This window comes from Pseudanabaena sp. PCC 9330 (assembly GCF_055795045.1).
Map to the genome: position 1 here is coordinate 1 of NZ_JAYFES010000107.1, position 25,376 is coordinate 25,376.

At 59.4% G+C, this 25,376-nt stretch carries 21 protein-coding genes; 9 read left to right on the plus strand and 12 right to left on the minus strand.

The annotated features are described in order from the left end of the window. Positions 1–495: 495 nt before the first annotated feature. From rodA to AC0QKW_RS13825, 3 genes are all read right to left on the minus strand, one after another. The gene (rodA, locus tag AC0QKW_RS13815; protein ID WP_473151656.1) at positions 496–1,755 is read right to left on the minus strand and encodes a rod shape-determining protein RodA; all 1,260 of its coding nucleotides are present in this window, start codon (positions 1,753–1,755) and stop codon (positions 496–498) included. A gap of 131 nt (positions 1,756–1,886) precedes the next feature. Then, complete coding sequence (locus AC0QKW_RS13820; protein WP_473151657.1) at positions 1,887–2,948, minus strand: Mrp/NBP35 family ATP-binding protein; 1,062 nt, start codon at positions 2,946–2,948, stop codon at positions 1,887–1,889. 158 nt (positions 2,949–3,106) lie between these two features. Next, the gene (locus tag AC0QKW_RS13825) at positions 3,107–3,382 is read right to left on the minus strand and encodes a DUF7219 family protein (RefSeq protein WP_473151658.1); all 276 of its coding nucleotides are present in this window, start codon (positions 3,380–3,382) and stop codon (positions 3,107–3,109) included. A gap of 239 nt (positions 3,383–3,621) precedes the next feature. Between AC0QKW_RS13825 and AC0QKW_RS13830 the strand changes: the two genes are divergently transcribed. From AC0QKW_RS13830 to AC0QKW_RS13840, 3 genes are all read left to right on the plus strand, one after another. Then, entirely contained in the window at positions 3,622–5,553 is a 1,932-nt protein-coding gene (locus AC0QKW_RS13830; RefSeq protein WP_473151659.1) for an alpha/beta hydrolase, read from the plus strand. Between the two features lie 183 nt (positions 5,554–5,736). After that, positions 5,737–5,877 carry a hypothetical protein gene (locus tag AC0QKW_RS13835; protein ID WP_473151660.1) on the plus strand — a complete coding sequence of 47 codons (141 nt, stop codon included), beginning with the start codon at positions 5,737–5,739 and terminating at the stop codon, positions 5,875–5,877. Positions 5,878–6,100: 223 nt separating this feature from the next. Further along, a complete protein-coding gene (locus tag AC0QKW_RS13840; protein WP_473151661.1) occupies positions 6,101–7,195 on the plus strand; it encodes an extracellular solute-binding protein in 1,095 nt (364 codons plus the stop codon). Positions 7,196–7,214: 19 nt separating this feature from the next. On the opposite strand, the gene AC0QKW_RS13845 is transcribed toward AC0QKW_RS13840, so the two are convergent. The 3 genes from AC0QKW_RS13845 to AC0QKW_RS13855 form a co-directional block, all read right to left on the minus strand. After that, on the minus strand, positions 7,215–8,048 hold the full coding sequence (locus AC0QKW_RS13845; RefSeq protein WP_473151662.1) for a hypothetical protein: 834 nt from the start codon (positions 8,046–8,048) through the stop codon (positions 7,215–7,217). A gap of 83 nt (positions 8,049–8,131) precedes the next feature. Next, positions 8,132–10,780: a TIGR03960 family B12-binding radical SAM protein gene (locus tag AC0QKW_RS13850; RefSeq protein WP_473151663.1), complete on the minus strand. Its 2,649-nt coding sequence runs from the start codon at positions 10,778–10,780 to the stop codon at positions 8,132–8,134. A gap of 67 nt (positions 10,781–10,847) precedes the next feature. Beyond that, positions 10,848–11,177, minus strand: a complete 330-nt coding sequence (locus AC0QKW_RS13855; RefSeq protein ID WP_473151664.1) for an STAS domain-containing protein — start codon at positions 11,175–11,177, stop codon at positions 10,848–10,850. 318 nt (positions 11,178–11,495) lie between these two features. Between AC0QKW_RS13855 and AC0QKW_RS13860 the strand changes: the two genes are divergently transcribed. Then, positions 11,496–11,696: a hypothetical protein gene (locus tag AC0QKW_RS13860; RefSeq protein WP_473151665.1), complete on the plus strand. Its 201-nt coding sequence runs from the start codon at positions 11,496–11,498 to the stop codon at positions 11,694–11,696. A 316-nt stretch (positions 11,697–12,012) separates the two neighbouring features. Here the strand turns inward: AC0QKW_RS13860 and AC0QKW_RS13865 are convergent, their stop codons facing one another. Continuing rightward, positions 12,013–12,369 (minus strand): hypothetical protein, encoded by a 357-nt coding sequence (locus AC0QKW_RS13865; RefSeq protein WP_473151666.1) that lies wholly within the window; start codon positions 12,367–12,369, stop codon positions 12,013–12,015. A gap of 351 nt (positions 12,370–12,720) precedes the next feature. Between AC0QKW_RS13865 and clpS the strand changes: the two genes are divergently transcribed. Continuing rightward, positions 12,721–13,008: an ATP-dependent Clp protease adapter ClpS gene (clpS, locus tag AC0QKW_RS13870; protein ID WP_473151667.1), complete on the plus strand. Its 288-nt coding sequence runs from the start codon at positions 12,721–12,723 to the stop codon at positions 13,006–13,008. Continuing rightward, positions 13,001–13,885, plus strand: coding sequence for a lysostaphin resistance A-like protein (locus AC0QKW_RS13875; protein WP_473151668.1), 885 nt, complete (start codon positions 13,001–13,003; stop codon positions 13,883–13,885). The genes clpS and AC0QKW_RS13875 overlap by 8 nt, the downstream gene beginning before the upstream one ends. Positions 13,886–14,083: 198 nt before the next feature. Here the strand turns inward: AC0QKW_RS13875 and AC0QKW_RS13880 are convergent, their stop codons facing one another. The 3 genes from AC0QKW_RS13880 to AC0QKW_RS13890 form a co-directional block, all read right to left on the minus strand. Then, a complete protein-coding gene (locus AC0QKW_RS13880; RefSeq protein WP_473151669.1) occupies positions 14,084–15,391 on the minus strand; it encodes a leucine-rich repeat-containing protein kinase family protein in 1,308 nt (435 codons plus the stop codon). Positions 15,392–16,045: 654 nt separating this feature from the next. After that, complete coding sequence (hemJ, locus tag AC0QKW_RS13885) at positions 16,046–16,636, minus strand: protoporphyrinogen oxidase HemJ (protein ID WP_473151670.1); 591 nt, start codon at positions 16,634–16,636, stop codon at positions 16,046–16,048. A gap of 238 nt (positions 16,637–16,874) precedes the next feature. Further along, the gene (locus tag AC0QKW_RS13890) at positions 16,875–17,726 is read right to left on the minus strand and encodes an ABC transporter ATP-binding protein (RefSeq protein ID WP_473151671.1); all 852 of its coding nucleotides are present in this window, start codon (positions 17,724–17,726) and stop codon (positions 16,875–16,877) included. 129 nt (positions 17,727–17,855) lie between these two features. Between AC0QKW_RS13890 and AC0QKW_RS13895 the strand changes: the two genes are divergently transcribed. Beyond that, entirely contained in the window at positions 17,856–18,173 is a 318-nt protein-coding gene (locus AC0QKW_RS13895) for a hypothetical protein (protein ID WP_473151672.1), read from the plus strand. 55 nt (positions 18,174–18,228) lie between these two features. Here the strand turns inward: AC0QKW_RS13895 and miaA are convergent, their stop codons facing one another. Further along, positions 18,229–19,125 (minus strand): tRNA (adenosine(37)-N6)-dimethylallyltransferase MiaA, encoded by an 897-nt coding sequence (miaA, locus tag AC0QKW_RS13900; RefSeq protein ID WP_473151869.1) that lies wholly within the window; start codon positions 19,123–19,125, stop codon positions 18,229–18,231. 206 nt (positions 19,126–19,331) lie between these two features. Here miaA and gyrB point away from each other — a divergent pair, with 206 nt between their 5' ends. After that, entirely contained in the window at positions 19,332–21,272 is a 1,941-nt protein-coding gene (gene gyrB, locus AC0QKW_RS13905) for a DNA topoisomerase (ATP-hydrolyzing) subunit B (protein WP_473151673.1), read from the plus strand. 153 nt (positions 21,273–21,425) lie between these two features. Here the strand turns inward: gyrB and AC0QKW_RS13910 are convergent, their stop codons facing one another. After that, positions 21,426–23,738, minus strand: coding sequence for a ComEC/Rec2 family competence protein (locus AC0QKW_RS13910; protein WP_473151674.1), 2,313 nt, complete (start codon positions 23,736–23,738; stop codon positions 21,426–21,428). 211 nt (positions 23,739–23,949) lie between these two features. Here AC0QKW_RS13910 and AC0QKW_RS13915 point away from each other — a divergent pair, with 211 nt between their 5' ends. Further along, positions 23,950–25,374 (plus strand): SPOR domain-containing protein, encoded by a 1,425-nt coding sequence (locus tag AC0QKW_RS13915; RefSeq protein ID WP_473151675.1) that lies wholly within the window; start codon positions 23,950–23,952, stop codon positions 25,372–25,374. The last annotated feature ends 2 nt before the right edge of the window (positions 25,375–25,376 follow it).

Here is a 25,376-nt window from a genome sequence, read left to right on the forward strand (position 1 = left end):
GCGTCTCGGAAACAACATGAGCAGCGCATCTATCGAATCGAGTTCAAAATACACACGTACTGCTATGCTGCCGATTAGTTTTGTCAGTCAACCAGCCTACGATCGGTGGTGGAACAGCCTATTCGTTTGCAAACCTCAGCAAGTTCCAGGAAACGTGGAATAGTCTCGAAGCTTTTCAGCACACGTTTTTCAAGTATTGACAGGCGCAGCAAGCAGGTGCGAGAAATAACTCACAGATGGCCCTGGCAATCAATTTCAATGCTGAGCTGGCTGGCGATTTTTCCAGCAGTGGCTTTGTGGAAGCCCGTGGATGACCTATCTACGATTTCTCCGTTGGCCAGTTCGTAGCGGGGGTTATCGCCATAGCGGCTTCAAAAATTCACCAACGCCAAGTACAAGCGGCGATGAGTTCTGAGCCATAGAAAAGACTCCCAGAGCCAAGCAGTCATAGGATAATAGTAGAGAATTAGAGAAAACTTAACAGACATCATCGCCCTAATCGGTAAACTTCAGCCGATGGCGAAAATTGGCCACCGATTCCACCATGCCCAGGGCGATAAAATTGGTCAGCAGGGCCGATCGCCCGTAGCTCAGCCACGGCAGCGGAATCCCGGTAATGGGGGCGAGGCCAATGGTCATACCAATGTTGACCACCACCTGAAAGACGATCATCGCCAGCACGCCAATGACCAGCAGTGAGCCAAAGTCATCTTTAGCATTTTGGGCAATGATCACCAGGCGATAACAAATGAGCCAGTAGGCCAAAATCACCACCATTGCCCCCACAAAGCCCCACTCTTCGCCCACCGCCGAAAAAATAAAGTCGGTGTGCTGCTCAGGAATAAAGTTGAGCTGGGTTTGGGCACCTTGTCCTAGCCCCTGCCCCCAGATCTTTCCAGAACCAATAGCAATACGCGACTGAATCAGCTGATAGCCGCCCCCCAACGGATCTTTGTCGGGGTCTAGAAACAGCACCAGGCGGTCTTTTTGATAGTCTTGCAGCAAATCCCAAGCTACATCTCCCAGCTTGCCCGCGACTAGATTGACCGCCGTAGCCATAACGGTGCTAAACCAGCGCCAGGGTAGGGTAAACCAGGCGATCGCTCCCATGGTCAAACTCCACACCAGCCAGCCAGGCAGCACCAGGTTGAACAAAACCGCCGCCACTAGGGGAGACACAAACAGCACCAGCCAGCCGGGGTTGCAGTTGGCCCAGTAGAGCATAGCCAGGGTAATGGCCCCAAACACCAGCGAAGTTCCCAGGTCGGGCTGGATAAATACCAGCGCCCAGGGCAGAACGATCACCATCATCGCTCCGGCTACTCCCCACAAACTAGAGGCATCGCGATTACTCAGCGTAGCGGCCAGGGTAATGATGATGCTCAGTTTGGCAAACTCTGAGGGCTGAACGTAGAACCCACCAACCGCAATCCAGCTTTGGGCACCACCGCCGACGGTACCGATAAACATCACCGCCACCAGCAGCAGATTGACGATGCCGTAGATAATCCACTGCCAGTTCAGCAGGTACTCATAGCGACTGCGGGCAATCCATAGAGTAATTACCAGACTAATCAATCCCAAAACAGCATGGTTTAATCCATAGCCTGCGTTGGCAGTATGCAGCTGGGTGCTGTGGATGACGATGGACCCAAAGACTGTCAGCGCCACGGGCAGCGCAAACAGAATCCAGTCGACGCCCTGCCAGCCCGCCGCCAGCAATCGCCACTGTTTTTGCACATCGGTTACAAACATAGCCGTTGCCTACCAGTTAACCCAATTGATTATGACAAGCGGTCAGGGTTTTGGGGTTTGGGCCTGCCCCCACATCTCGGGTGCATCCCAACTATGGAGCCCTCACCCGAGCAGAGGCTAGGGGATAAGCGCTAGGCCAGCGCCGCCATCGACACCTTTGCTGCCACCTGCTGAGCCATAGCCCGCAGCGCCTTAGCCGATTCAGAATCAGGATGCTGCACCACGATCGGGATGCCCGTGTCGCCCCCCTCGCGCACCGCCATCTCCAGGGGAATGCAGCCCAGCACCGGCAGACCCAGTTCCTTCGACAGCAGCTCGCCACCGCCAGAGCCAAAGATGTCGTAGCGCTTCTCTGGCGCATCGGGGGGAATAAACACACTCATATTTTCGACGATGCCCAGCACCGGCACTTGCAGCTGCTGAAACATCTTGAGACCGCGCCGCGCGTCGGAGATGGCCACCGTCTGGGGGGTCGAGACAATCACCGCTCCGGCCATGGGCACAGCCTGGGCCAGGGTCAGCTGGGCGTCGCCAGTGCCAGGGGGCAAGTCCACAATTAGGTAATCTAGCTCGCCCCACTCCACCTGGTAGAGAAACTGGCGAATAATGCCATTGAGCATGGGGCCACGCCAGATTACCGGCTGGTCGCGATCGATCAAAAAGCCCATGGAGACCATCTTGACGCCGTGGTTAAAGGCGGGCTCTAGCACCTCGCCCTGCTTGACCACCACCTGGGCCTCGGTTAGCCCCATCATGATCGGCGCGTTGGGGCCGTAGATGTCGGCGTCGATCAGACCGACGGCAGCCCCCATCTGGGCGAGAGAGACGGCCAGATTCACCGCCACGGTGCTCTTGCCAACACCACCCTTGCCGCTGGAGACGGCAATGATATTTTTGACGCCGCCAATGCCAGTGCGATCGGGCAGGGCTTTTTGCTGGGGGGTCTCGGCGGTGACTTCGACATTCACAGCTTCGACCCCCGGCAGGGTGCGAACGGCCTTTTGGCAGTCTTCGACAATAAATTCACGCAGGGGGCAGGCGGGGGTGGTCAGCACCAGGGTAAAGCTGACGGTGCCGTCGGCGATCGCCACATTGCGAATCATATTGAGATCTACCAGGCTCTTTTGCAGCTCGGGATCTTGTACCGGGCGCAGCACCGCCAGCACGGAGTCAGAGTCTAAAGTTAGGGTCATGGGCTGATATCAGGTTGGCCAAAGCAGCCACCGCAAAGGGTTACACGTGTTACCGATCTATATTAGAGGTCGCTGACCTCACTTGAGCACATCGACCTGCTGTTCAGTTGCAGAGGCGGGTGTTGGCAAAGCCTTGTCTGGGGCAAATCACGCCTAGGCTACTCCGGGGGCAACTCTGGCGGTGAGTCGGGAGGGGCAGCGTCGAGCAAGTTGGCCTTCGATTGCTTTAGATCTTTCCACAGGCGCTTAATTTCGTCGTAGGCCTGGTCGGCTGACATCTTGCCCCCGGTCTCCAGATTGCACACAAAGGAGACGCGCTGGGCAAATTCTTGCAGGTTGGCATTAAATGCCAGCTGCTGAGGCGTAAATTCTCCCCAATACTTGCTGCGTGGAAAGAGAAAACTTTCCTTAGGAGATGACGAGTTATCTGTCATGGCATCGGGAGGGTGAGGGCATCGCTACTACCATACAGTAGATGAAACGACTGGGGCGATTGGTGGGGGCGATCGGGGTTGCGCAAAAAAACTTGATACTCAGAGCCCCCCACCCTGATGAGCTGTCGTTTAGATTAAATTAACCCACGGAGAAAATTTGGGTAATAGTGAAGCTATTGCTTCATCGTGACATGGCGCTGTCTGGGTATTGCCCCTGCCCCAATCGCTCTCTATTGGTAATGGCTACCGTGATCAGCCTCAGAGTTTTACTAACTTCCATCAGCCCGTGGCGGCGGGGCCGCCGAGTTTTTTGGGTGGCGGCCCTGGGTGGAATGCTGCTGAGCCCGCCTGCCCTGGCAGCAGAATCGATTACTGTGCGGCTGGGTCGACTGTCTCAAACCGTCAGCCTAGACGATGTGCAGACGTTTGTGGCCAGCGGCGAGGCCCGTGCGTCGCTGCAACTCTACCGACCGCTACTCAGCCCTGGCCTGAGGGAGTCGCTGCAAAGCGAGATTACCCTCGACCCTGAGGTGGGCCAGGTCATTTTAGACGAGCTGTTGATGACGCCTGGGGGTGCCCAACTCCTCGATACCCTACGGGCGATTGCCCCCAACCTGGCAGGCAACGATCTCCGCGTCACTCTAGAGCAAGTCTCTCAGTCAGAAGACGGGCTGACCCTGCTGAGCATTTTGCGGGCTATGCCCCAAGACACCCTCGAAATTGATGTGGGCACCCTGCTGACGCTGGCCTCACAGTTTCGTCTGGCCCAAATGGAGAGCGAGGCCCTGGGCCGGGTCGTGCGCCAGGCACCAGAGCCGGATGTGGCCGAGCCCTCAGAGCCGCTTGAGGTCAATCCTTTTACCACAGGGTCTGCCGATGTCGATCGCTGGGAACTGCTGCTGCGCGATCACGCCCGCAATCGCAGCATTCCCGTCGATATCTACTGGAGCAAAGATAGTCATGGCCCTCTGGTGGTCATCTCCCACGGTCTGGGAGCCGATCGCCGCTTTTTTGCTTACCTAGCCCAGCACCTGGCCTCCCACGGCTTGACGGTGGTGTCGGTCGAACACCCTGGCAGTAATGTGGCCGCTCTCCTCTCTCTACCTGAGGCAGAGAGGGCTGAAGCAGAGAGGGCCGAGGCCGATATGCCCCACTCAGAGCAGTCCGCTGGGGTAGCTCAAAGCCGCGTCTTGCCCGCCACCGAGTTTCTCGATCGCCCCCGCGACATTACCTACGTGCTCGATCGCCTAGAGAAACTCAATCTCTACTCCTACAGCCTGCGGGGCCGCATCAATACCAGTCAGGTGAGCTTCATTGGCCACTCTCTGGGCGGCTATACGGGGCTGGCCCTAGCGGGGGCCGACCTCGATCTGCGATCGCTCGACAACTACTGCCAAACCCTCAGCCCCGTCAATGTCTCCCCCGCCGACTGGCTACAGTGCGCGGCCCTAGATCTGCCGGTCAAATATGCCAATCTGCGCGATAGCCGTATCACCCAGCTAATTGCCATCAACCCTCTGACGGGCCTCCTCTTTGGCCAGGCCGGGCTGAGCCGGGTGCGGGTGCCGACAATGGTATTGGCCGGTACCCACGATACCGTCACCCCCATGGCGAGCCAGCAGCTGCGGCCCTTTATGCAGATGCCGGGGCCTAAGCATCTGATCACCGTAGTAGGCGGGTCTCACCTCAGCGTGGGCGACCCCAACAATCTCAACGTCGATCTAACCCGAATTCCGTTTATGCCAGAGTTGCCCACCGCGACCACCGCCCCTCTGCGGAGTTTTCTGCAGGGAGTCAGCCTGAGTTTTGTGATGCAGCAAACCTCAGAGGCCGAAGCCTACGCCCCGGCCCTGAGTCCTGGTCAAGCTCATGCTTTCTCGACCACGGCGATGTCTCTGCGGCTCAGCCAGACAGTACCCGAGGGGCTAGCCACCTGGCCGCGCCTGCGCCAAACGACCCTCCAGCGACAAGAGGGATTGATCAGCTATCTACCCTCACTGCTGCACCTCGAAAAAATGGCCATTCAGGAGCAGCTGCAAGGGTTGCAGCGGCAGATGTTGGCCTACCTGCGCACCACCCCGCCCTCAAGCTCGGGGCTGTACTGGCCACAGCCTCATCAGCCGCCCATGCAGGCCAGGCAGCCGGGCCGCTCTACGGCACCCTCTCAGTAGCGATCGCGCTCCCAGCCTTTGGCTAGACTAGGAGCAATCTATAGTTCTGAGGTCGCTATGATCGTCAGCCGTCTTCAGCATTTGACCAGCAATGTCACCTACCAAGACCTGGCCCTGCGATGCCAAGAATATCTCTATTACCAGCGGCAGGGCTGGGCCGATTAGCGGCAGCTAGCCGAAGATATGCTGTTTAACCTGCTGGTGGAGTACCTGGTCAGCGCTGGCACCCCCCGCTCCGCCGCTGAGCAGTTTTGCGCCGACGACAACAACCTGACCGAACTCGCCCTCCGCATTTCTTCAACCCTTGGCCCGGCGGTGGCCTAGGCCGCGATCGCTGCGGTCATTCTGCACTTGGGATGCTAGACAATCTGCTGACTGTGGAGAAAAAAGTACACCAGTCGGGCCAGACTGAGGCCAATGAACGATACCAAAATAATGGTGATAGAGACGCTAATAACATCGCGGACGGCTTTCATGGGCTGTAGACTAAAGCGCTATGGTTGATCAGTATTCTCCCCTGGAGAGGACAGCTAAGGGGCAAATGCTCATGAAACGTCGCAGCTTGTTGGCCGGTATCGGTGGAGTCGCCCTGGCCTCTCTCCTGGGGGGTTGCCAGCGGTCTAGTGCGTCTAGCCTGCGCCTGGCGATGCTGACCAATGGCGTACCAACCCAGCTGCTGAGGGCGTTTCAACAGCGGCCAGAGGGCGCAGCTGGCATTACTGTGGTTCCCCAAGATTCGCTGGCGGGTCTCTATGGGCTGCTCCAGCGGTGGCAGAGCCAGCCCGATGGGGCCGGGGCCGACTGGGTGAGCCTGTCTGACTATTGGTTAGCGCCTGCTATTCGCCAGGGGCTAGTGCAGCCGGTAGAAACAACCGGTTTGGCCCACTGGGAAGACCTGGCGACGGTGTGGCCTGAACTGGTGCAGCGCAATGCTGAGGGTTTGCCCAGCGCCGAGGGCAGTGTATGGGCGGTGCCCTACCGCTGGAGTCATCTGGTATTGCTATACGACCCCAGCCGCTTGCCGCACGGGGCAGAGCTGACAACCTGGGCAGATCTGCTGCGCCCAGAGCTGCATCGCCGGGTGATTTTGCCCGACCATCCTCGCCTGGTGCTGGGGATGGCCCAAAAAGCCCTGGGGGCTGACGCCAATGGCGACAATCCGGCAGCGATCGCCGGGCTAGAGAATTTTCTTGCCAAGCTGCACCAGCAGGTGCGCGTCTACGACAGCGATCGCTATCTAGAGGCTTTGATCATTGGCGATGCCAGCGCCGTGGTGGCCTGGTCAGACGACGTGCAGCCGCTGCTGAGCCAGTACCGCCACCTGGCCGCAGCGGTGCCTGCCGAAGGCACATTGCTAAGCGCCCAACTGTGGGTGCAGCCCGCCCTGACCACCCCCAGTCCCCTAGCGGCAGACTGGCTAGACTTTTGTCTAGAGGCCGAGTTTGCTGACCAGCTAGCGATTTTTAGCCAGGGTATCTCTCCTCGCCTGTGGGGAGTTGACCTCGCCCAGCTGCCCGAATCACTGGGGCGATCGCCCACCCTGCTGTCGCCCCAGGTAGCTAGTCAAAGCGAGTTTTTGCTACCCCTGACAGCGGCGGCAGAGGCGCGATACCGAGCCCTCTGGCAGACCCTACGCAGCTAACCAAGTTTGGAGCTGCGCCCTAGCGATCGGTCTCTGCGATCAGGGCAGGGTCGGTCGGGGTTGCGTCAGGGCGGGCGATGGGCTGTAGACGGCGATCGCCCTCGGCCAGCAAATGGCGCTGAATTTGCACAATCTGGGTCATGTCAAGGTTGGCTGAGCAGGCATCGGCCTCAAACAGCCGAGCTGAGGAGTCGGTCGGAGTCGGGCCAAACTCACAGGCGTAAAGCCCCACCAGACGATAGCTGCGGGCATTGCCCTGAAAAAATCTCAGGTTATAGCCAAAGTCTCGAGCCGCCGTACCAAACTGGTTGAGCACCGCAAACCGCTCGTTGTAGGTCAACACCGACCAGATTTGCGGGTTGATGATCACATCGACCACCTCGATTGAAGAGTCGGCAATCTGGTACGACAGCCAAGACTGCACCAGACGCGGCCCGCCCAAGTGCCTGGTCAGCGAGTCACGGTTCCACCAGAGGCTGGGCAGGGTCATCGACTCAGCCGAGACCTGGCGACTGTCGCTAGAGACTGAGCCATCGACAATGCGTTGGCTAAATTCGTCGGCATTCAGGGTCGAGTTGGTTGGAAAAACCAGCAGTTGGCAAAGAATTTGATTTAAGTCAGGCGATCGCCCTGGCCAGTAGGATGACAGCACATCCCCAGGGCAGCAGGCCGCATCGATAATGCCGGGGGCGTCAGCGGTGCCGGGGGCACAGGCCGTCAGCTCGTCGGCCTGACTTGGAGTTCCTGTCAGTAAAGTACCGGCTAACGCCACCCCCAAGCCCACTAGCCAAGGCAATCGATGACTGCTTCTACTGTGGTTTACCGGTAGCTGAGGATCGCCATTGCTGCCCATGATTTTGACCCCCTAGGGTCTATTTACACAATCTGACCGTACGCCCTACAGACATTCTGAACAAACTGCCCAGAGAAAATTGCCTACACAAGCACCAAACGGCTGCGATGCACTTGCCGTAGGCTCAATGGCTGGCCAGCCAGCCCTTCTACCATAGAAACGACGTGTTCAGGGCGCAGTAAGTTCCCATCGTTACGACAGACGCCCACCACCCGTAGCCAAACGCCATCGGCTTCTCTAGCATACTCTAGCCCCAGTGGCAGCGGCATCTCGGCAGGGACTAAAGCTAGCTCGTACAGCCGCTCCCGCAGGTTGACCATCTGGATTTTGCCAGACTTAGTTTTTTTCTCCCACAACAATTCTTCCAGACCCAAGACCCCATCAATCCATTCTGTCCAGGGGGCGGGGATGTCCTCCTCCGTCGCCAGCCGCAGGTAGTATTCGACCTGATCTAGGCGTTTGGTGGCTGAAGGTTCTGCCAGGGAGACCTCTTCAATGTTGTAGAGGGGAACCTCGGGCGGCAGCTGGGCGGCAAGACGCTGGAGAAACTCGGCTGGGGCGATCGCCTCAGTCAGCTCAAAATCGATGACTTCGCCGCTGCTAGTAGCCCCCAGGGGCAGGGCATTGGCGGGCGACAGGCGCGGCCCAGGGTGAAAACCGCCGGTAAAGGCAATGGGCAGACTGGCCCGACGCAGGGCGCGATCGAGCAGGCGCACAAAATCTAGGTGGCCGATCAGCGCCATGGTGCCCAGCTTGCCCAGGGTCACTCGCAGCCGCTGCACCCGCTCAGAACTCGGTTGACCATGGCCCAAAAAAGCGGGAATCGGCGGCGGCGGCACCACCACATTGTGGCCAAAGTCAGGGCCACAGATGCCACAGTGGCTACAGCCCTCAAAGGAGCAGTCGGGCACCGTAGCGGCATCTAGGGCGCGCAGTAGGTCTTCCTTCAGCCAGGTTTTGTCGATGCCGGTATCGAGATGATCCCAGGGGAGCGGCGCATCGAGGCTGGGATGACCACCGCTGGCATCGGCGGCCTCGGTATCCATCACATTCCATTCGCCCTGGTCCACCTTGCGATACTTCCAGGTCAGCCCCGCCTCGTCGATGGCCTGGGTCCAGGCACCGAAGGCGTTTTCCAAGCTCTCCCACCAGCTGTCCATGCCTGCCCCTAGTTCCCAGGCGCGGCGCACCACAGGGCCAAGGCGGCGATCGCCCCGGCCGACAAAATCTTCCATCGCCGAGATCCGCACGTCGGTAAAATTTACCTTGGCCCAGCGCATCTGGCTAAACTCGGCCCGCAGCAGCCGCTGCTTGCGACGAAACTCTTCGGTTGACACCGAGTGCCACTGGAAAGGGGTGTGGGGCTTGGGGGTAAAGTTTGAGATCGTAATATTGAACGTCAGGGGCCGCCGTCCTTGGATGGTACAGGCCTGACGCAGCCAGCGCACGGTTTCGGCAATGCCCAGCACGTCAACGTCGGTCTCACCGGGCAGGCCGATCATAAAGTAGAGCTTAACCCGGCCCCAGCCCTGCTCGTGGGCAGTTTTGACCCCGCGCAGCAGCTCTTCGTTGGTCAGACCTTTGTTGATGATGTCGCGCATGCGCTGGGTGCCCGCCTCGGGGGCAAAGGTGAGCCCGGTGAGGCGGGTGCCACCGATGATGTTGGCAATGTTTTCATCGAAGCGATCGACCCGCTGGCTGGGCAGCGATAGCGAAATATTCTCGTCCTTGAGCCGGTTTTTGACCTCGACCCCGACCGCCGGCAGAGCCAGGTAGTCTGAGCAGCTCAGCGACAGCAGCGAAAACTCGTTGTAGCCGGTCTTGCGCATGCCGGTTTCGATCGCATCGACCACCGCCTCGGGCTCTACGTCGCGGGCGGGGCGGGTGAGCATGCCCGGCTGGCAAAAGCGGCAGCCCCGGGTACAGCCCCGGCGAATCTCCACCGTCAGGCGATCGTGCACGGTCTCCACGTAGGGCACCAGGCCCATGGCATAGGCAGGGATGGGCGTGGCCACCCGGCGCAGCACCCGCGCAGGCACGTCGGGCCGATTGGGGTGCACCGAGCCATCCTCGGCCATATCGTAGAACCGAGGTACGTAGACCCCCGGCACCTGGGCCAGATCCAGCAGCAGCGCCTCGCGACTGAGCCCCGCCGCCTTGCCCTCTTCGAGCACCAGGGCGATTTCGGGCAGCAGTTCTTCACCATCGCCGAGGGCCACAAAGTCAAAAAAATCGGCGTAGGGTTCGGGGTTAGAGGTGGCGGTCTGCCCCCCGGCAAAAATTAGCGGCCAAGCGTCAGTCTCTACAGCAAAGGCACCAGACCAATCGCGCTCCTGCCAGGTGAGGGGAATGCCCGCCAAAGAGAGCATTTCCAGAATATTGGTGGCCCCCAGCTCATAGCTGAGGCTAAAGCCCAAAATATCAAAGTCAGTGAGGGGGCGCTGCGACTCTACTGCAAAGAGCGGCGTCCCCGTTTCTTTCAGCTTAGTCGCCAGATCGGCGGCGGGCAAATAGGCGCGATCGCACAGCTGACGAGGCTGGGCGTTTAAAATGCTGTAAAGAATGATGTGGCCAAGATTAGACGCCCCGACCTCGTAGACTTCGGGGTAGGTCAACACCCACCGCACAGCGGCCTCAGGCCAGGGCTTGTGGACGGCACCCAACTCGTTGCCCAGGTACCGCCCTGGCCTAGAGATATCTGGGGAGACTAAGGCATTAAGCGATACAGACACAAGCTAGCAACCCTAAACCGTGATGGAACATCCCCCATACTATAGCGGCAGGGCACGGGCATCGGGCCTAGGCGGCTAGAGGCATCGATTGAGGCAGCTCATCAACCATCTCAAAGGCGCGATCGAGCTGGGTTAGCTCAAACACAATGCGAATGGCCGGTGGTACCGAGTACAGGCACAGTCGCTTCTGTAGCTGACGAGCTTGCTTTAGCGCCGACACCAGCGAGATCAGCCCAGCGCTGTCGAGAGACTCAACCTGGCTCATGTCAACAAACAGACCACCGGCAAAATCGGACTGGATTTGCTGCATCAGAGCAGTTTGGAATGCGGGAGCGTTGGAAGCGTTCAACGACCCCTGAGCCTGAACAATCGCCATGGATTTAGTCATGGTATGCATCCTCGGTATACTCCTGAGCAGATTTATAAATCTTAAAAACTAGTAAATCAAGCATCGCTATTCACGACAGTAGTCGGCCCGACACTTTGATGACTACGTTTACACTGAGAGTTGGTCATATCTTGATACAAATTTGAGCATCACTAGGGCAACATTTCCGTGAATTCACCGACCATAGCCTCTGTCCTCCCCTTGGTTTTGTGATCTGAATCACGGATTGTTGTGGGCCATTTCACCGTCCGCTGGGAGAGGTATCACTGGCTGGAGTCAGCTCTAGGGAGAGAATACTCATACGACACCGTTGGTAGGTACTGGTTTATGGCCCCCACATTTTCTATCCGCCGCCTGGTTGAGAAAGCCCTCTATTGCGGGCTGCTTACCCCTGAGATTGAGCAGGGTATCAATGCTGAGCTGACTCGCCTGGGCTATTTGCCCATTGGTGACTCAGAGGCCCTAGAGCTGCTCATGTACGAAATGGACGCTGGGCGCATCCGTCTGGTTCCAACTGCGGGACTTTAGGGCTAAGCCCTCGGGTAAACGACCAGCCGAGTCTTACGGCTCCGTAAAATCATCGAAACACGCCCCGTCTCTTCATAGAAACCTCACAAAAATCGTTAGGTTTTCTGCGCCCCTGGCTGCTGACTGGGAATGTGATGCTAGGCCTGACCTGAGTCCCTCGGGCATTCATTCCATTTTGGCCAATTTTGGGGTGTTTGCCATTCACCCTTCGGCAGATTCAGGGTGAACAAGACGGCAACAAGTTCAGCCTGAGCGGTGTTTTCTAAGCTTAAAAAAGCGTTTTATCTGGAAGAAAGCTGTAGATAGGCAAGCTGGCTCAAGCTGACTGTGCTTCGGCCCAGAGAACTTGCAAAAATTCGTTCATCGCTGCGATCGCCGTTTTGCCTTCCTGGGGGTCTAGCTGAGTTGGCTCGGCAGCTTTAGACCAGATCTGCGCCATCAGCGGCATGACATCGGTATCTAGGGCAGGAATCAGGTGTTCGATGGGCCACACCATGTCTGGGGCCGCAGCGATCGCCCCCGTTTCTAGGAGCTGAATGCTCTCTCCTCGCACCAGAGCGAGGGGCCTGAGCCACCCCATCGGGCGATCGTCTAACACCTGAATAACTTCGGCGTAAAGCCGGGTCTGGCGGCATTCTAAAAATACAATTTGACCGGCGACCAGGGTGGCCATAGACAGCGCTGCTCAATCAGTAGAATAGGGCTAGGGTGCAATTGTCCCCAGGGCTCGACAGAATTCTCTAAGCGCCAGGAATCTGCGGAAGGCAGGCATCTGGGGAAGGGAACCGGGCTTTTCACCTATGGTAAACGGTGTCAGCATTTGCTGTGAGCTGGGCCAGCCTAGACTATGTTAAGAGCAGTGCTAAAGCCATCATGAAGTTTTATGATGGGAATCTATGATAAACAGGTCTGCGCCCATGGGGCGCTGGGGCCATCGGCGATCGCCCGAACCGGGCCTAATCTAGGGCTTTCAGCCTGTTGTTGTCTTGAAACTGGCTCTACATCAGAGCGAAGAGGTATGGCTGTGTCAGTTGAAACCATTGAGCGAACTACAACTTCCACCGTACGTAAGCCAGCGCCACGCTACCGGGTGCTGCTGCACAACGATCCCTTCAACTCCATGGAGCACGTGGTGGAATCGCTGCTGAAGGTGGTGCCCAGCCTGACCATGCCCCAGGCGGTCGACATTATGATGCAAGCCCACACCGCCGGAGTGGCCCTAGTCATTACCTGTGAAATGGAGCACGCGGAGTTTTACAGTGAGGGGCTCTGCAATCTGGGCCTGACCAGCACCATCGAGCCGGATGAGTAGGCTGCCGGGAGCCAAGCGCTGGGGGCAGATCCCTTGGGTTCAGCTGGCGAGCTATCCTCCCCTGGCTAGGGTCTTCATCTTTTTGCTGGGGGTGGTGGCCCTATGGCTACCCTTAGCCCTTCCCCTGTACGCGCTAGCCGCCAAGGAATTGTTGCCGGGGGGTGACCTGCTGCCAACGGCGTTGCTCTACGTGTTTTTTTTGCTGGTGCTGCCCCGCTGGGAGCGACGGGTGCGGGGTGAAACTCGGCCCTGGAGCCAAGTTGGGTTTGTGGGCTCTCGGGCATTGGCCCGAGGCATGGCCGTAGGAGCTGCGATCGGGGCGGTTAGCCTGGTGGTGCTAGCGGCGGTACAGGTAATTTTGGGTTGGGCGTTGATAGCCCCCGAGGGGGCTAGGGGTTTTGAGCTACTCCAGGTCGCTCTGGTAGGGGCTCTAGCGGCTACCGCCGTGGGCTGGTCTGAGGAAGTGCTGTTTCGGGGCTGGCTGCTGCGGGAGCTTGAGCAGGGCTGGTCACCGGCAGTGGCGCTGGGGGCAACCAGCGCTATTTTTGCGATCGCCCATTTCATCAAGCCCCTCGACGCGATTTTGGCTCTGCTACCCCAGCTGATTGGGCTGCTGCTGCTGGGTCTCGTGCTGGGCTGGGCGCGACGCATTCCAGTACAGGGCGGCACCACCGGTCTGGGGCACCCCGTCGGTCTCCACGCGGGGCTGGTGTGGGGCTATTACCTGCTCGAAGTAGGCAATCTGTTGCAGCCCACAGGGGCCGTGCCCGATTGGGTCACTGGCATCGACGGCAATCCCCTGGCGGGGCTGTTGGGGTTAACGCTGCTGACAGGCTTGGGTGCCTTGGTGTTTCGCTGGAGCCGCCGGAGCCAATAATTGCAGATTAAAAATCTGCCATCTTTGCCTGTCAGGTATCTTGCCTAACCGTAGGTAGATAGAAAAACCGGGCTGACAGTGCTCGAAAAGGCTCCGTAGGGAGCCAGGCGGAGAGCCATCAAAGTCTTACCTGCGATCGCCCTCCAGCATTCCTCACCAAAACATTTGTCCCTTGGGCGTTGGCTCAACTCGAGTGGCTCAAACTTGGCCCATAAAGGCCGCTAGCTCGCTCAGCACCGCTGTAAACCCAGGGCGGGTTGGCACCTCAGGCTGCATACAGACCTGCTGAAGCTGCCGCAGGGGTGCCAGGCGGTGGACAGGTGCAGGGCAGCGATCGCACAAATCTTCTAGCAAACAGCCCCAGGCCCGCACCTCTAGGCGCTCTAGGGCAATAGCGGTGACACTGTCAGCAGGGTCGTAGAAGCTAGCAGCTCCAAAATCGCTCAATCGCGCATTGCCGCCATGGTCAATCAGGGTATTGTGGGGGTACAGATCGCCGTGGAGAATACCCCGCTGGTGCAGGTGGGCAGCGGCAGCAGCCACCCCTCGAGCAATCTCCACAACGGCTTCCAGAGAGAACTCTAAAATAGCGGGGTAGATGTCGCGGGTGCAGCTTTCCAGGCTAGGGGGTGCCCCCATCACCCGGTAGCTGGGGGGCACCAGTGGTAGCACAAGAGCATTTTTTTCTTCAGGGTGGTCTACCCCCTGCCCCAGGGGGCTGATCAGATGAGGGTGCGCCCCCGCAGCCATGCAGGCGCGCATTTCGTCCGCAGGAAGCCCGTCGCTGGTGATCGCTCCTTTAAAGATTTTGACTGCCACGGGGGTCTCAGTCTCACCCTGTCGCCACGTACCCCGAGAGATTACCCCCGAGGCACCCTGGCCTAGCACCTCGCCCAGGGTGAGATCGGCCCAGGGAATGGCGGGTAGGTTTGCCTCTAAGGGCACCGGACAGCAGGGGTTGCCCGCATAGGCCAGCCAGCTCAGCCGGGGCAGCTTGAGCAACCAAGGGGGTAGGCGATCGATCTGGTTGGCGGCAATGCGCAGGAGTTCTAGATTTTTGTAGGCGGCCATGGTCTCTGGCAGCGTGTGCAGATGGTTGCCTGCCAGCATGAGCTTTTGCATTGCCGTTAGCTGACCCATAGAATCGGGCAGGGTCTCAAGCCGGTTGTCGGTCAAAATCAGCCAGCGGGTAGCAGCGGGCAGAGCAGCAGCGGGCACCGTCGTGATCTGGTTTGCCTTAAAGCTGATCATCGAGAGCTGAGGGCACTGACTGAGCACCTCGGGCACCCGCTCAAAGGCATTGTTGTTGAAAAAGACAACCCGCAGGTTGCGCAGCCGGGCAAAGCTGTCGGGCAGGGTGGTGAGGGCATTGTTCGACAGATCGAGAATTTCGAGGTCATCGGCCAGGTCGAGAATTTCTTCGGGGAAGGTGGTGAGCCCCGCTGCCAGGGTGAGCTGTCCGGCTTCGTTGAGCTGGCGCGATCGCAGCATCTCTAGAGATTGCATTGGGATTAACCTCAGGGTTGCCGACTATAGCTAAGTCCCAGCTCGAAGTCTGTAGTTTTCCCAGAGGAACAGCTCTACTGCTGGACTTAGATTTGATGTATCTTCTGCCCAATGTGGCATCTCCCAGAGGAGATGCCTGTAAAAAATTAGTGTAGTTTGGCGGTGCTGGGTGAGGAAGACCCCTTAATTAGGGCGTTGCTGAACCGACGCATGAATTTGGGTAGGGGCAAACGGCCGTTTGCCCTGACGAGAGCCGCTGGCATTTTTGACTCATACCTGTATCCAGCAACGCCTTAATGAGCTTGTCGGCGATTTTGCTTTAATGAAGAAAAAATAAGCCCTCGCCATAGCATCTAGGGTCAATGCACCATCGAGCCGCATAAACAGCAGCCCTCACCAGTGACCTGCCCTCTTGCAGAGCGAGCAGATCGGTTTCCTGGGTCTCAACCCCGACCTGGGCCTGATCGACAGCCGGGGCAGTACCAAGGAGGCTGAGGGTGCCTATCACTAGAACTGGGTCGCTGACCCGAAAGCCTTGGTAGCGGCGATCGCCGCTACCCTCTACCTGGGCAGGCGTTGACCGTAAACCAGTTCCTGCTTCTATATCAGGGCAGACAGGTGGGTCTGACCTTGCCCAGCCCTGGGGCTGGGGCATTAGGAATTTTGCAAGGCCTGGGGTTCAGGGGTTGCCCCCAGGGCGGCTTTTTCTTTATCCAGCCGCCGCTTGCGGGCGTAGAGCTGAATAGTGGCGGCCATAAACACGACCAGGCCCACCATCAGCCAGGTGGTAGCCCCGGTAGGGAAGTTATTCTTAAAGACCACCAGCATGACTATCACCACCAGCAGCAGGGTAGGAGCCTCGTTCAGCGCCCGCAGCTGCTGGCCTGACCACTGGCACTCGCCCCGGTGCAGCTGGCGCATCAGCCGGGCGCAATAGAAGTGATAGCCCAGCAGCAGGGCCACAAAGCCTAGCTTGATGTGCATCCAGCCCTCTTTGAGGTACTCGGGCATCTGCACCAGCAGGGCGATCGCCATAGCCACCGCCACTACCATGCCAGGGGTAGTGATGATGCCGTAGAGGCGCTTTTCCATGATGGTGTACTGGTTTTGGAGAATGCTCCGGGCAGGCTCTGGTTCGGCCTCGGCCTCAACGTGATAGATAAACAGGCGCACCAGGTAAAACAACCCGGCAAACCACACCACCACCCCAATAATGTGAAACGCTTTGAACCAGTAGTAGGCCATAGTCATCCTCTAAACCCGGCCAGAGTGATGCCCTGACGGGATGTTGCAAATCGTTAAGTACGCCTTACATTGTCAGGCAAGGGTTTGCCCTTGCAAAGGCAGGCGCGACGGTTCTTAACGTTTACCCGTAGGGGCAAATGGCCTTTGCCCTCCCCCGCTGTCACTTCAGACCGGTCTGGCTACAAAATTACCTGAGAACACTGCTTTGCCCTGCGCCCCTGCATCTGGGCATCTTTGTCTAATCCAAATTGCGCCCGGTCAGCTCGACGAAGATATCCTCCAGGTTTGAGGGGCGGGTCATCATGCCGGTTTTGTCGGGCTGCTGGTCGAGGTGAGCATTGGCGGCGGCGAGAGTGGGGAAGAAATTGTACTCCCAGCGATCGCCCCGTTGGGTCATGACGATGCCCTCGCCGTGGCGCTGGCGAAACTCGTCTAGGGTGCCCAGCTCGATCAGCTGGCCCTGGTCGAGAATGCCGATGCGATCACACAGATACTCCACCTCTTCCATGTAGTGGGTAGTGAGCAGCATGGTCATGCCCTGCTGGTTGAGGCCGCGAATGATCTCCCACAGGCGGCGGCGGGCCTGGGGGTCGAGGCCCACGGTGGGCTCATCGAGAAAGAGAATCTTAGGGTTGTGCAGCAGGGCACGGGCGATCTGCAAGCGGCGCTTCATGCCGCCGGAGAGGGTTTTGACCTTGTCGTCGCGGCGATCGCTCAGCTCCACATAATCTAGCCAGGTGTCGATGGCAGTGCGGCGCTGGGCCGCAGGAATGTGGTGCATGCGCCCGTGGAATTCCATGTTTTCCCACACGGTCATGTCGCCATCGACGCTGGTCTGTTGCAGCACCACGCCGATCTGACGGCGCACATCGATCTGCTGGCGGTTGACGTCGTAGCCCGCCACCACCACATGGCCGTCGCTGGGCCGGGTGAGCGTCGTGGCCATGCGAATGGTAGTCGATTTGCCCGCTCCGTTCGGCCCCAGTAGACCAAAGACTTCCCCCGCTTCGATATTTAAGGAGAGGTCATTGACGACAGAGACCCCGTTGTAGACCTTGTGGACGTTTTGCAGACAGACCGCAGCGGACATGGCAGATTGAAGGCTCCAGAGGTAATGTCACGGCGATCGCAAGGGGCCATGATGTGGCCTTAGAACGGGATCGTCTGTAACGTATTGTGAATAGTCTTACCGTACCACCCATCTACCCCAAAGCCTTCCATGCGCGCCCACATTGACCACGGCATTTTGTACCTCCACAAAGACGATGTGCCCGCCTACAAAAAGTCGGGCTCGGTGGTGCGCAACAGCTATTTTTGGGCGCTGCGATCGATCGCCGACCGAGCCGGGTTTAACCACGATTGGGAGTTTGCCGATGTGGTCTGGCCTGCCCTGGGGCGAATGATCATGACATTTATGGAGTCGGGCTACCTGGGCTACCGCGAGACGGTGCTAGAGTTTGCCGACGACGCCGACATTCCCGATCCCCTGCGCCCAGTTGGCACCTGGATCGCTGCCGATGCCTACGAAGACGAGTGATCAGCGATCCAAGCCAAAATCCCGATTGATCTCACCGAACGCCCAGCTCGCCAATCTATGGCAAATCAAGCCATTGCCACACTTGCTCTACCAAGTCTTTGGCATCGGCATCGAACCCCTGGGCCGCAGTGCGGTTGCGAAACCAGGTGCGCTGGCGCTTGGCAAACTGGCGAGTGTGCTGCACAATCTCCGCCTGGGCCGTGGCAAGGGAAACATCGCCGCTGATGTGGGGCAACATCTCGGCATAACCCAGGGTTTGCAGCAGGGGCAGGTCGGAGCCGTATTTTTGAGCTAGGTGGGTGACTTCATCCACAAACCCGGCATCGATCATCGCTTGGGTGCGCTGGGCAATGCGCTTCTCTAGGGCCAGGGGGTCGCAGTCGAGGGCCAGATATCGCACCGGATAGTCGGGGGGTACCTCTCCCTGCAGGGTTGATATGGGCTGGCCAGTGACGTAGTAGACCTCTAAGGCCCGCACGGTGCGCACGGGGTCATGGGGGTGAATGCGCTGGCTGGCGGCGGGGTCAATGCTCTGGAGCAGGGCGTAGCAGTAGATCTGACCAAGATCTGTCAGCTGTCGACGTAGGGCCGGCTGAGGCGCAACCGGGGGAATGCGCAACCCCTTCACCACGGCGTCTATATAAAGACCGGTGCCGCCCACCAGCAAGGGCAAGGTACCGGCCCGATGAAACCGCTGAATCAACCCCTGGGCCTGGTGCTGGTACTGGGCCAGGGTAAGGGTGTCGGTCGGGTCGCAGATGTCGATTAAGTGGTGGGGCACCTGGGCTCGGTCAAAGGCCGAAGGCTTTGCGGTGCCGATATCAAACTCTCGATATACTTGTCGGGAGTCAGCGCTGAGAATGACGCTTCTGTGGTTTTGAGCCAGGGCTAGGCGCTGGGCTAGGGCGATCGCCAAAGCCGATTTACCCGTGGCCGTAGCTCCGCCAATCACCAGCAAAAATGGTACATTTGATCTATTGACTTCCCCAGAATGGGAGAAAGATTCTAGTTTAGAAAATTTTGGTGATTGCATCCCTACTTCATTCTGCGCCTGAAGCTGCCTTAGAACCCGCTGTGGCAGCTTTGTGCTATAATTTTCTAGCGTTTTAGCCTGTCGGGCAGTCAGGCGGCTTAAAGCCCATTTTTGGAGCGTACAATATGACAACCGATTACGGTGCTGACCAGATTCAGGTTCTAGAGGGGCTTGAGCCGGTTCGCAAGCGCCCGGGTATGTACATTGGCAGCACTGGGCCTCGAGGTTTGCATCACCTAGTGTACGAGGTGGTCGACAACTCCGTAGACGAAGCCCTGGCTGGCCACTGCGATCGCATTGATATTTCCCTCAATGCCGACGGCTCGGTTACGGTCACCGACAACGGGCGCGGCATTCCCACCGATATTCACCCCCGCACGGGCAAGTCAGCCCTGGAGACGGTGATGACCGTGCTCCACGCTGGGGGCAAATTTGGCGGCGGCGGCTACAAGGTGTCGGGCGGTCTCCACGGCGTCGGCATTTCGGTGGTCAATGCGCTGTCGGAGTGGGTCAACGTCACCGTCTGGCGCGAGGGCAAAGAACATAAACAGCGCTTTGAGCGCGGCATCCCCATCGGCGAACTGTCGGCGGAGAAGATTACCGAAGTGCGCAAGGGCACTAGAGTGTCATTCTTGCCCGATACCGAAATTTTTCACAACGGCACCGAGTTTGACTACGACACCCTGGCCGGGCGGCTGCGAGAGCTGGCCTATCTAAATGCGGGTATTCGAGTCGTCTTTACTGACTACCGTCTGGATGTAATCAAGTCTGACACCCCCAAGGTGTCAACCTACTACTACGAGGGCGGCATCAACGAGTACGTGCAGTACATCAACCACGACAAGCAGCCGATCCACGACGAGATTATCCACATCTCCTCGGAGCGCGACGGGGTGCAAGTGGAGGCGGCACTACAGTGGTGCGTCGATGCCTACTCTGACAACCTGCTGGGCTTTGCCAACAACATTCGCACCATTGACGGCGGTACCCACCTGGAGGGCCTCAAGGCGGTGCTCACCCGCACCCTCAACACCATCAGCCGCAAGCGCAACAAGCGCAAAGATGCCGACTCTAACCTAGCGGGCGAAAACATCCGCGAGGGGTTGACGGCGATTATTTCTGTCAAGGTGCCCGACCCCGAGTTTGAGGGCCAGACCAAAACCAAGCTGGGCAACACCGAGGTGCGCGGCATCGTCGATTCGCTGGTGGGCGAAGCGCTGACTGAGTACCTCGACTTTCACCCCAACGTGGCTGACGCCATTCTCGAAAAGGCGATTCAGTCGTTTAACGCCGCTGAGGCCGCTCGCCGGGCGCGGGATCTGGTACGCCGTAAGTCGGTGCTGGAGTCGTCGACCCTGCCCGGTAAGCTGGCGGATTGCAGCAGCCGCGACCCCAGCGAATCTGAAATCTTTATCGTAGAAGGGGATTCGGCTGGCGGCAGCGCCAAGCAGGGACGCGATCGCCGCTTTCAGGCCATTCTCCCCCTGCGGGGCAAGATTCTCAACATTGAGAAGACCGAAGACTCCAAGATCTACAAAAACACCGAGATCCAGGCGCTGATCACCGCCCTGGGCATGGGCATTCGCGGCGAAGAGTTTGACTCGTCGCAGCTGCGCTACCACCGCATCTGCCTGATGACCGACGCCGACGTCGATGGGGCGCACATTCGCACCCTGCTGCTGACCTTTTTCTACCGCTACCAGCGCGACCTGGTCGATCAGGGCTACATCTACATCGCCTGCCCGCCCCTTTACAAGGTCGAGCGGGGCCGCAACCACTGGTACTGCTACAACGAGCGCGAGCTGCAACAGCTGATTACCAACGAGTTTCCGGCCAACGCCAACTACACGGTGCAGCGGTTTAAGGGTCTAGGCGAAATGATGCCCCAGCAGCTGTGGGAAACCACCATGGACCCCACCACCCGCACCATGAAGCGCGTTGAGATCGAAGACGCCGCCGAGGCCGATCGCATCTTTACGATCTTGATGGGCGATCGCGTTGCCCCCCGCCGCGAGTTTATCGAGACCTACGGCCCCCGCATGAAGCTCGAAGACCTCGATATTTAGGAAATTTCTAGGCAAGATTACCCACCTTAATCCAGCCACCGCGCTTGTCGCAGGGTGGGTACTGCCCCAACGGGTGCAGATCTTCTACAAAAGCCGCCTTTGTCGCCGGGGATCGTTCAGCAAAGCCAGCGCGATCGCAACGAAAGTGACCACCTAATCGAGGCCAGCGGCGCTACTGGGCTGACCCGCCAGGTACGCCTGGTACTGCCGTCGAGGGCTCCAGGTCACGGCTCCGTCGCGGTCGGTGCAAAACACCTCTATGCCGCGATCGCGCAATCGTTGCTCGGTCTCTGGGTCAATGGTGCGGCCAGAGGCGATCGCCACCCTGGCCCCGATCGCGTCGATCACTACCTCAGAGAGCGCTTCGCCATGCCACCACAGCACCTCGCTAGAGAGACCGGGGTGGGCCTGCACCCAGGGAATTTGGCGATCGGGGGTCAGATTGGGCAACAACAGCCAGGCGTGGTTGGGCCGCACCATGAGTCGCAGCCCTTGTTCACCATCCTGTAGATATTCCACTCGCTGGCGACCTAGAGTCTCTATTTGCCCTGGGTCTAAGATCTGCACCTCGGTTCCAGCAGGAGCCTCTGTCAGCGCCCGATTGCCCCCGTAAAACTTGCGAATCGGAGCCTTCTCTGCGATGGTGCGCCAGTTGTCGCCGTTGCTGTCATCGCCGTGGATTGCTCCTGCCAGTCGGTTAATGCCCGCCTGGCGCAGAAAGGGCACCACGGTGTAGAAGGCGGTTTTGTCAGTACCGCTATTGACCACTAGGGGAGACCGCCCGTCTTGCACGACCATGACCGCATCTGGCCCCGACGCCAGCACCGTCACCTGGGTCAACGTCGCCCCCCGATACAGCAGAGGCCCCAGGGCCAGAGCCACCACGAGCAGCGCCACCAGGCCCCGCCGCCGGGCTGCCCCCCAGCCCCAAACGATGTACAGGGCGTAGAGCCCCACCATCTGGGCCAGAGAGATGTGGCCCGTTGCTAGGGCGCTGCCCGGCAGCCCCACCTCCCACTTCACCAGGGCAATCAGCAGGTGAGTAGGCAACCAGAGCACCGACGCCACTAAGCTCCCCAGCCAGGGCCAGATCACCGCGATCGCCCCACTGACCATGCCCCCCAGGCTGATCACCATCACCAGGGGCGTGGCCACCATGTTGAGCAAAATGCTGTAGGTGGTGAGGGTGTTGAAATAGTAGAGGGACAGGGGAATGGTCCACAGGTAGGCCGCCAGGGGCACCGCCGCCACTGCCGCCAGGGTCGTGGGTAGCCACTCCAGCCGCTCCGCGATGGGCTTGACGGCCACCATCAGCCCCAGGGTCGCCATCACGCTGAGGCGAAAGCCGATGTCGTCAATCCAGTCTGGGTGCAGCACCAGCAGCAGCGTCACTGCCACCAGCAGACAGCCCAAGGGCTTGACGCTGCGCTCTAGGGCTAGGCCCGTGAGCACCGCCGCCCCCATGACCGCCGCCCGCATCACGCTGGGCTGCCCCCCCGTGATCAGCACGTAGAGCACCAGGGCCAGGCCGCCGGCTATGACCTTAGCTTTGACCGGGTTAGAACAGCGATCGGCGATCGCCCTATGCCCCAGCACCGCCAGCACTACCCCCAGCACCAGCGACACGTGAAACCCACTGGCCGCGAGAGTGTGGGCCATGCCCGCCTGCACAAAGGCATCTTGAATGTCGTAGGGTACGTTGACCGCCTGCCGACCCAGGGCCATGGCGCTCACCAGCGGGCCTGCGGGCAGCCCTAATCCATTTTCGTGGGCCTGAGCGATGCGTTTTCTAATCTGCCACAGGGCCAACCGGGGCGGCGACTGCCCCTTGTCAGGCGTCACCTCAGCGCCTGCGAATCCGGCAAAGCTGCGCTGGCTGGCCAGATAGCCACGAAAGTTAAAGGCGTTGGGGTTTTTGGGCAAGGCCGGTTCGTAGAGTTTGCCCTGCACCTTAACTGTTTGCCCTGGGTACAGCCCCTCGATTTGGTCAGAGGGCAGGGTAACGTAGAGTTTGCCTTGGCGAGTTTCAGGAATGCTAAAGGCATTGCCTTGGGCATCAAGTCGCCGCACCTGATCAACTTGTAGCCACACCTGCCCGCGATCGCCCCGGGTAAGTCGAGGCATCTCTTGCACCCGGCCCCACACTATCTGCTGCGCCCCCGCTGCTTCCCCCTGGCTCAGCAGATGGCTGATATCGAGGGGGCCGGGAACCGGGTAGCGCAGGCCGTAGTTGAGGGTAGCCAGTAGGGCGATCGCTCCCGCCCCCAGCCACTGGGCCGCCGTTGGCCCTAGACGCCAGCGGCGCGGCAGCACCAGAGCGGCTAGCCCCCCAGCCCCGAGCAACCCCAGCCCGACGGCGGCTACCCCCACCCAGAGGGGCCAGCCCAGATGGCGGACCCACACACTGACCAAAAACAGCCCAGCGCCATAGGCACTGGCCCACAGCAAGCCCGCCGCAACACCCATAGATTTTCCCTGCACCCGGTTATACGTTTAGAAAACCCAACTCGAGGGAAGAATCACAGCGGCGGGACGAGGGGTGCCCCAGTTTTCGCCAGATATAGTGGTGGTCAGTTCTCTGCGTAGACCTTCACGTCTGGATATGGATTAAATTCAGTTGTCAATTTCTCAGAAATCAGTACTATTAGTCAGTGCTACATCCAGGGAGATAGTAACTATGCCGCAATTGCCCTCGGGTCTATCTACCAAGCCTGAGAGTTTTGCCCCTTCAGGCGAGTCCAATCTGCGTTTGCAGCGGGCGATCGAGAGCCTCGCCCTCAACCTGGATGACGAACTCAACCGCTATCGTCGCAGCCGGTCAGGGCACAGTGTTGTGCCCACGACGCCTGCTCGCCTGCCGCTGCGCCAAACTCGCAAGCCCATCGACCTGATTGCTCTCAAGACCTCTGCGATCGCCGGAGCCAAACAAGCCGCCCCGCCGCCGCCCAACGCCCGGCTGCAAGAGCTACTGGGGCAGCCCTCAGAGCCCACCGTGCAGGCCTACCCGCCTAAGGCCGCCATCAACCAAGTGCGTCTAAGCCACGGCGGCACCCTGACCACCTACCGCGCCGCGCCCGATGACTACCTAGAGAGCAGCGAGGCGCTGCTAGGCAGTCTGCCCAAGCGGGCACAGGTGCCCGATGACACTGATTATGAGCCCTCTCTACTACGCCAGCTGGCCACTCCTCTGGGCATGGGGACATTGCTGCTGTTGCTCGTTGGTAGCGCCAGCTTTGGCTACCTGGTTACCTCGCCCCAAGCAGTGAGCCACCTCACCGACAACCCCATCACCCGTCGGCTCAAGGGTACGGCGGCACCTGAGGCTTTGCCCTCTGATGACCCCTTGGCGGCTCAGACGCGAGACCAAACAGATGCTGGTCAAATAGATTCTGGATTTAAGCCCGTTGGCCCCGACCTATCAGACCAAGAGTTTGCCTCCCTAGACTTAAACCGCATCAGTACCCTGCCGTCAGATACTTCCACTGCCACCAGTCGCTCTTTTCCAGCTCAGGCTGAGACCACCGGCACCTCTCGATCTGCCAATGACAGCGCCGCAGTGCCCCCCCTAGGCAGCGCGACCTCGACCACTTCAACCCCCGTAGGGCCAGAGGCGCTGCGCAGCGCCGCCGTTAGAGTACCGGCTCGGCCAGTCAGCCGCCAGCCCACTACAGCCCAGCCTAGCGCGGTGACCCCTGCTCAGCCATCTCGAACCACGGCCCCATCGGCCCCGGCGGCAGTCACTGGAGCCAGTCGCCCTGTTATGGCTCAGCCCCCCCAGCCGATCGCCGTTAACCGCACCCCACCGGCCCTGGCCACGCCGCCAGCACCCCTAACGGCTCCGGCCCCAGTGACCCGCACCGCACCACCGGCACCCCTAACCCAAGCCCCGCCCGCGGCACCCTCTACCTACTACGTAGTCACCGACTACAGCGGGGCTCAATCTCTAGAGTCGGCTCGCAGTGCCGTGGGCGATGCCTACGTGCGCAATTTTTCCAGCGGTACCCGCATTCAGATGGGCGCGTTTTCGCAGCCATCGTCGGCTCAAAACCTGGTAAACCAGCTCCAGGGGCAAGGCATTCCGGCCCAGGTGATTACACCTTAGGC

Excerpts from the sequence above, each read along its gene's own strand:
- rodA (WP_473151656.1), bottom strand. The coding sequence starts at position 1,755 with ATGTTTGTAACCGATGTGCAAAAACAGTGGCGATTGCTGGCGGCGGGC.
- AC0QKW_RS13820 (WP_473151657.1), bottom strand. The coding sequence starts at position 2,948 with ATGACCCTAACTTTAGACTCTGACTCCGTGCTGGCGGTGCTGCGCCCG.
- AC0QKW_RS13825 (WP_473151658.1), bottom strand. The coding sequence starts at position 3,382 with ATGACAGATAACTCGTCATCTCCTAAGGAAAGTTTTCTCTTTCCACGC.
- AC0QKW_RS13830 (WP_473151659.1), top strand. The coding sequence starts at position 3,622 with ATGGCTACCGTGATCAGCCTCAGAGTTTTACTAACTTCCATCAGCCCG.
- AC0QKW_RS13835 (WP_473151660.1), top strand. The coding sequence starts at position 5,737 with ATGCTGTTTAACCTGCTGGTGGAGTACCTGGTCAGCGCTGGCACCCCC.
- AC0QKW_RS13840 (WP_473151661.1), top strand. The coding sequence starts at position 6,101 with ATGAAACGTCGCAGCTTGTTGGCCGGTATCGGTGGAGTCGCCCTGGCC.
- AC0QKW_RS13845 (WP_473151662.1), bottom strand. The coding sequence starts at position 8,048 with ATGGGCAGCAATGGCGATCCTCAGCTACCGGTAAACCACAGTAGAAGC.
- AC0QKW_RS13855 (WP_473151664.1), bottom strand. The coding sequence starts at position 11,177 with ATGCATACCATGACTAAATCCATGGCGATTGTTCAGGCTCAGGGGTCG.
- AC0QKW_RS13860 (WP_473151665.1), top strand. The coding sequence starts at position 11,496 with ATGGCCCCCACATTTTCTATCCGCCGCCTGGTTGAGAAAGCCCTCTAT.
- AC0QKW_RS13865 (WP_473151666.1), bottom strand. The coding sequence starts at position 12,369 with ATGGCCACCCTGGTCGCCGGTCAAATTGTATTTTTAGAATGCCGCCAG.
- AC0QKW_RS13875 (WP_473151668.1), top strand. The coding sequence starts at position 13,001 with ATGAGTAGGCTGCCGGGAGCCAAGCGCTGGGGGCAGATCCCTTGGGTT.
- AC0QKW_RS13880 (WP_473151669.1), bottom strand. The coding sequence starts at position 15,391 with ATGCAATCTCTAGAGATGCTGCGATCGCGCCAGCTCAACGAAGCCGGA.
- hemJ (WP_473151670.1), bottom strand. The coding sequence starts at position 16,636 with ATGGCCTACTACTGGTTCAAAGCGTTTCACATTATTGGGGTGGTGGTG.
- AC0QKW_RS13890 (WP_473151671.1), bottom strand. The coding sequence starts at position 17,726 with ATGTCCGCTGCGGTCTGTCTGCAAAACGTCCACAAGGTCTACAACGGG.
- AC0QKW_RS13895 (WP_473151672.1), top strand. The coding sequence starts at position 17,856 with ATGCGCGCCCACATTGACCACGGCATTTTGTACCTCCACAAAGACGAT.
- gyrB (WP_473151673.1), top strand. The coding sequence starts at position 19,332 with ATGACAACCGATTACGGTGCTGACCAGATTCAGGTTCTAGAGGGGCTT.
- AC0QKW_RS13910 (WP_473151674.1), bottom strand. The coding sequence starts at position 23,738 with ATGGGTGTTGCGGCGGGCTTGCTGTGGGCCAGTGCCTATGGCGCTGGG.
- AC0QKW_RS13915 (WP_473151675.1), top strand. The coding sequence starts at position 23,950 with ATGCCGCAATTGCCCTCGGGTCTATCTACCAAGCCTGAGAGTTTTGCC.